This is a genomic window from Catenulispora subtropica, from assembly GCF_039531675.1.
Classification (GTDB): Bacteria; Actinomycetota; Actinomycetes; order Streptomycetales; family Catenulisporaceae; genus Catenulispora; species Catenulispora subtropica.
This window is the reverse complement of the sequence record NZ_BAAAQM010000089.1, coordinates 1-6,366: the sequence shown is the minus strand read 5'-3', so window position 1 is coordinate 6,366 and position 6,366 is coordinate 1. Positions and strand designations below refer to the sequence as shown.

Annotated in this window: 4 protein-coding genes; 3 read left to right on the top strand and 1 reads right to left on the bottom strand. The window is 71.4% G+C overall.

Translation table 11 applies throughout. From position 1 onward, the window contains the following. Positions 1-1,280: sacsin N-terminal ATP-binding-like domain-containing protein (locus ABD466_RS42220; protein ID WP_425558873.1), on the bottom strand; the 1,280-nt coding region annotated here is incomplete at its 3' end. A gap of 115 nt (positions 1,281-1,395) precedes the next feature. Here ABD466_RS42220 and ABD466_RS42215 point away from each other — a divergent pair. The 3 genes from ABD466_RS42215 (at position 1,396) to ABD466_RS42205 (ending at position 6,255) form a co-directional block, all read left to right on the top strand. Continuing rightward, positions 1,396-2,736: a ferredoxin reductase family protein gene (locus ABD466_RS42215; protein WP_344662944.1), complete on the top strand. Its 1,341-nt coding sequence runs from the start codon at positions 1,396-1,398 to the stop codon at positions 2,734-2,736. A gap of 13 nt (positions 2,737-2,749) precedes the next feature. Continuing rightward, positions 2,750-3,184: an FMN-binding protein gene (locus tag ABD466_RS42210; protein WP_344662943.1), complete on the top strand. Its 435-nt coding sequence runs from the start codon at positions 2,750-2,752 to the stop codon at positions 3,182-3,184. Between the two features lie 242 nt (positions 3,185-3,426). Further along, positions 3,427-6,255 (top strand): type III secretion system effector protein, encoded by a 2,829-nt coding sequence (locus ABD466_RS42205; protein WP_344662942.1) that lies wholly within the window; start codon positions 3,427-3,429, stop codon positions 6,253-6,255. Positions 6,256-6,366: the final 111 nt, after the last annotated feature.

Sequence of the window (6,366 nt, the reverse complement as noted above, 5' to 3'; positions counted from 1 at the left end):
CCGGACCCGGTCCCGGCCTCAGCCCCCTCTGCGCCGGTGCCGGAAGCGTTCTGCCCGACCGAGGCGGCGGCGGGCAGGAAGGCCGTCCGGGTCAGCAGCGTGACGATGCGGCGGCGCAGTTCGGCGTCGACGGGCCCGTCGGCGATCGGGCCGGGAACCAGGCGCAGCAGCCCGGGCGTCTTGACCGGCCACTGCTGGACGAGGTCCCGGTAGGCGTCGGCGGCCCGGTCGAGGAGGAAGTCGGTCAACGCTCCGGGCGCCAGGCGGCGGCGCGTCGGGTCCAGCGGCAGGGTGGCGATCAGCAACGCGGGCAGGCCCAGCGGCTCGTCGGTGGGGGTGGGCCCGTGGAACACCGCGGCGGTCTCGGGCCGGCGGGGCTCGCCGGCGGCGTCCTCCGGTACGGCCCAGGTCAGCGACCATCGCGGGCGGGAGCGTTCCTCGACCGGGCGGTCCGCCAGCAGCTCGGCGGGGATCGCGCCGGCGGCCGAGACGGTGCGCCAGCGGGAGGTGCGAGGGCCGTCGGTGATGACGCAGAGGGAGTCGGTGTCGCGCGTGGCGGTCAGGGTCCGTACGTCCCCGTCGACGTCCACGACGATCTCGGCGAGCGCGGGCAGGGCGAGCAGCAGGGCGTCGTCGATGCCGGTGAGCAGGGCGCGGACCAGGGCCCGGGCCGCGTCGTCGCGCAGGGGGAGGACGACCGCGGTGTCGAAGCCCCGCGGCGGCTGGGCGTCGGTGGGGAAGGGCAGGCGGAGGACCGGCATGCGGCCTTCGCGGCGCCGCACCTCCTTGTGCAGCGCGGCGGCGTGCTCCGCGGCCTGGTCCACTTCGCGCAGCGTCTCGGAGGAGGAGAAGCGGATGCTGCCGTCGCGGGACAGGATGCTCGGCTCGTCGCAGACGGCGAGGACGGCGGCGAAGCCGACTCCGAAGCGTCCGACCGGCGTGTCCGGAGTGTTCGGCGTGCCCGGCGTGTCCGTCTCGTCGATCTTGGCCGAGGCCCGTAGCGTGGACAGGCCGGTCACGCCGTCCGCGTCCAGGGGCGCGCCGGTGTTGGCCGCGGTCAGGGTGGGGCCGTCGAGGGTCAGCCGCAGGCGGCCGGGCACGCCCGCGCGCAGGGCGGCGTCGGCGGCGTTCTGGGCCAACTCGACGATCACCCGGTCGCGGTATCCGCCGAGGACGAGGTCCTCCTCCAGGTTGGCGTCCTCACGGAAGCGCACTGGGGAGGCCACCCAGGCCTCCAGGACCCGGCGCCGGGTCGCTGCTGTCTCAAACGGATCGCTCACCCGCGGATTCTAGCGATCGGCGCCCACTGTAAAACGCGGGTAAAGGTAGAACAAATGTGCCTCGCGCTGCCGGGCGGCCGTGGAACCTGAGTGCACCCGCGCGAAGGAGCATTCAGTGTTTGATCGGAGCCTTCCCCTGCTGCCGCGTCGGCCGCTGTCGGCGGTGCTGCTCATGGCGGCCGCCGTGGGGGTCGCGGGGGTGCTGGCGCTGTGGTGGCGCCAGACTCCGGCCGACCGGCTGCAGTCGCTGCCGGACTACCTCGTCATGATGGCGCAGATCACCGGGCTGGTCGGGGCGTACCTGCTGCTCGTCGAGATCGCGCTGATGGCCCGGTTCCAGTGGCTGGAGCGGCGGATCGGATCGTGGCTCGCCTCCGCGCACCGCAACCTCGGGGGCTATCTGGTGCTGCTGCTCCTGGCCCACTTCGCCCTCGTCATCGCCGCCTACTCGGTCAGCCTGCACGACGCGCCGCCGGCCGTGCTCGTCAGCGTCCTGCGAACATATCCGGGGGTGCTGGCGGCGACGATCGGCTTGCTCGTCATGCTCCTCGCGGGGCTCACCTCGGCGAGGAGCATCAGGCGCCGACTGGGGTACGAGGGCTGGCACGGGATCCACCTGCTCCTTTACCCGGCCGCCGCGGCCGCGTTCTGGCACCAGCTCACCCTCGGCGCGCAGTTCAGCCGGAACCGATGGGCGGCCGGGGCGTGGGCGGGGCTGCACACGATCGTCGCGGTGGCCGTCATCAGCAACCGGATCGTGCTCCCGTTCCTGAACAACCGGCGCCACCGGTTCCGCGTTTCACGGGTCGAGGAGGTCGGGACGGACGTGGTCAGCGTGTACATCAGCGGGCGCCACGTGGCCGAGCTCGGAGCCGAGGCCGGGCAGTACTTCCGGTGGCGGTTCATGGGCAGGGGCCTGTGGTACCAGGCGCATCCGTTCTCGCTGTCCGCCGCGCCGAGCGCGGACACCCTGCGTCTGACGTTCAAGTGCGTCGGCGGCTACACCAAGCGTCTGCGACGGCGCCTCCGCCCCGGCGCCAGGGTGCTGGTGGACGGTCCGTACGGCGCCTTCACCGGAGTGCTGCGCCGGCAGCGCGGCGTGGTCATGATCGGCGGCGGCATCGGCGTCACCCCGCTTCGCGCCATCGCAGAGACCATGCCCGGCTACCGCCGCGACATCGTCTTCATCCAACGCGCCTCGAAGGTCGCCGAGCTGATCCTCACCCGCGAACTCGAAGCCCTCGACCAAGCCGGCCGCCTGATCTACATCCCCGCCGTCGGCAGCCGCAAGAACGACCCCCTCTCCGCCGACCGCCTCCTCGACCTCGTCCCCGACATCGAAGACCGCGAAGTCTTCATCTGCGGTTCCCCGGGCCTCGCCTCCGCCGTGATCCGCAACCTCCGCCGTGCCAAGGTCCGCCGCGGCCGCATCCACACCGAGATCTTCGACTTCTGAAGGCCCCGCCACCATGCCGATCCCCGTCAGAACCCTGCTCTGCCTCGCGGGCACGCTGGGTGCCATGACCGGCCTGCTCGCCGACAAGACGCCGACACACCCCCACACCCCACGCCTCCTCGCCACGAAGAAGACGATGCAGGGCACCGGGCCCACCCCGATCGAGACCGTGACCGGCCCACCCGTCCCCATCACCCACGGCATCGTCCAAGTCCGCATCACCCTCACCGACGGCCGCATCACCAGCGTCGTCGCCACCAGCCTCCCCCACGACAACCGCATCTCCTGGGCCCGCTCCGAGCTGGCCGCCGTGGTGCTGGCGCGCGAGGCCCTGGCGACGCAGTCGGCGCGGATCGACGCGGTGAGCGGCGCTACTTACACTTCGGAGGCTTACAAGGTGTCCTTGCAGGCGGCGATCGATGCGGGGGGAGTGTCGGCGCACCACTAGTCTTTGGCGCCATGGAGCAGGGCGTCCGCCGAGGAAGCGGCTGACGCCGCCACGGGTGCGACGATCCTGCCCGGAACGGCGTGCGGCGAGACAGGCCTGCCGGTTCAGTGTTGCGAAGTTGTGGAAGGCTGGAGGTCTTCCCCGTAAGGGAGCCTAGTCGCCGCAGGTCAGCGCACTCTCGAACGGGTGAACGACATGGTAGAACCTTGAGTGTCACCGCCCGCGCTCACTACGGTTGTCGTATGGGATGGGGGTCCCGACTTCTTGGAGTGTTCGCCGTCGTCCTTTTCGGGTGGGCATGCTGCGCCTCGGCGCAGGCGGCGGATGCGGGTGGGGCGGCGCCGATCGGTGTGAGTGTCGCCGCGAGCAAGGCGGACTACCGGTCGGGAGAGCCGGTGGTGTTGACGGTCACCGTCACCAACCGTGGCGACAAGGCGTGTGTGCTTGCGGCGTGGGCGGACGGCGTGGCGGATCTGACGCTGACGCGGGACGGCAAGGCCGTGGTGGCGACGCCGGTGGGCATCGACTACACCGACGGGTACGACGTGTTGCTCGCCTCCCGGTCGCGGTCGGTTGAACCGGGGCAGAGTGTGACGCTGGTGATGGCCGCGTCGCCGTGGCAGGACGGGCAGTCGCTGCGGACGGTGGCGGCGGTGCCCGGTGGGGGAGCGGTCGCGGCTTTGTGGCCGGTGGCCGACGGTGGCAGTTACGTCGCCACCGTGACCTACCGCATGCCGCCGGTGCAGAACGCCTGCGTCGGCGCGGGTGGTGTCGCCTCCGCGTCCTTCGCCGTCGCGCCGGCGGCGAAGCACGGAGCGCAGGTGCCGGCGTGGGTGTGGATCGCCGCTGCCGCCGCGCTGCTGGCGCTTCTCTTCGCGCTGTTCCTGCTGCTGCGTCGGCGGCGCGGCGGGTCGGCTGCCGTGGTCGTCGTCCTGCTCGCCAGCGCCGGGCTGGTCGGCGTCGCGAAGCCGACGCCGGCGGCGGCGGACGTGACCCTCGGCGAGCCGGGTGATGCCGCGACCGCGAGTGTCTTCAACGGCTGCACGGCCGACTTCGCCAAGCCCGGCCACGATCCGGCCGGCATCATGCCGTTCCTCAACGGCAAGTACCGCGTCATCGTCTTCCGGGAGACCCAGGACGTCCCCGACGCCACGCTCGGCGACAAGCGCGGCGCGGTCATCCACTGGCATCCGGACAACAAGGACAAGCCCTTCCGCTCCGAGCCCGAGGGGGCGGCGCGCACCGATCCGTGCGCAGAGCTCTACCACGAGCTCGTCCACGCCTACGACGACGGCAAGGGCCAGAGCAACGACCGGCCCTGCTACTACAAGTTCAACGGCCACTACCACCAGGCCGCGTCGATCAGCGAGGTCCGTGCCACCCGGGCCGAGAACGAGTACCGCGCCTCGCGGCTGCTGCCCTCGCGCACCGCCTACGGCCAGCCGCTGCCGCCGGGGACCAACCCCGATCCGGCGGCGGTCAGCAAGGACTGCAACGACGGCAAGCCTCCGCCGAAGGACTCGGGCCCGAAGATGAACCGCTCGGACCACCCCGGCGGTCCGCCCTCCGGGTCGAACGGCGACCCGCACCTGATCGCGTTCGACCAGCGTCGTTTCGATTTCCAGGCCGTCGGCGAGTTCGAACTCGTGCGGACCGCCGCCCTCGAGGTCCAGGCCCGGCAGGCACCGCTGGAGGGTTCGCGCTTCGTGTCGGTCAACAGCGCGGTCGGCGTGCGGGTCGGGGCGGACCGGCTGAGCTTCGCGATGGACGGGTCCGCCGTCGTCACGCGGCTGAACGGGACGGAGACGCGGTTCGACGCCACGGCGAGCACCCCGCTTCCCGGCGGCGGGGCCGTCGAGTACGCCACGGACGACGCGCAGTACGTCGTCACCGCGCCCGACGGCTCGGAGATCGACGTCTATCCGATCGGGGCGTGGGGACTGCGGGTGCTGTTTTACCCTGCTGCGTCGCTCAAGCCCACCGGCCTGCTCGAAGGCTTCACCGGCAGCCGGGACCAGCTCTACGGGGCGTTCGCGGACAAGTGGCGGATCACGGACGCGGCGTCGCTGCTGCCGTACCCCGCGGGGAAGAACACTGTGTCGTTCACCGACAAGACTTTCCCGGACAAGCCGATCGCGGTCGCCGACCTGGACGCCGGCCGGAGCGAGCAGGCTCGCGTGCTCTGCGCGTCGTTCGGTGTCGCCGACTCCGCGGCGCTGGACGACTGTGTCATGGACCTGGTGCTCACCGGGCGTCCCGCGTTCGCGGCCGCTTCGGTGACCGCCGAGCGGCAGGTCGAGGCGGCGCAGGCTGCGGCTTCGACACAGCCGACGCAGCCGACGCAGCCCACCCAACCCACGCAGCCCACCCCACCCACGCAGCCGACGCAGCCGACCATGCCCACGCAGCAGCCGCCCGCCTCGATCCATCCCGGCGGCACGCTCCACGACGGCGACGTCGTCACCGCCTCCATCACCGCCCCGGGCCAGGTCGACACCTACCCCCTGCAGCTCGGCGGCGCGACGGTCTTCCGCCTTGCCGACGTCACCGGCGACTCCGACGTCACCGGCGACTCCGGCAGCGGCGGCGCATCCAGCCTGACCATCACCCTCGACGGCCCGGACGGCTCGGACACTCCCGGCTTCACGGTCACCAGCAACTACCAGTACCGCGTGAAGCCGGGGGCCTCCTACAGCCTGAAGGTCTCCCGATCCGACGGCTCGACCGGCCCCTACTCCTTCCGCCTCGTGACCGCGAAGGAGCGTCGCATCCCCACAACCGTCGGCGCCAAGGTCACCGGCCAGCTGGACGTCCCCGGACGCGTCGACCTCTACACGTTCGACGCTGCCACTGCCTCCCACCTGACTCTGACCAACGCCTCAGGCTGCGATCTGGACGTCGCGGTCGTGGAAGACAGTGCGGCGCCGCACGTCTACTCGCCGGCGGGAGCGTGCTACGGCATCTCGCTCGCGACCCTGGAACCCGGTAAGCACTATCTGCTGATCGTGTGGTCGCCGGACAACAAGACCAGCAGCTACTCCTTCACCCTGACGCCTACCGCGACTCCCTGACGCACCTCGACGATTTGGTCTGTGGGCTGCGGTTGTCCTGTGGTGTTAAAGGCTGGATACGACCTTCGGCCATGGTGTTGAAAGTCCGCTGGAAGTCGCAGTTCGGCGAAC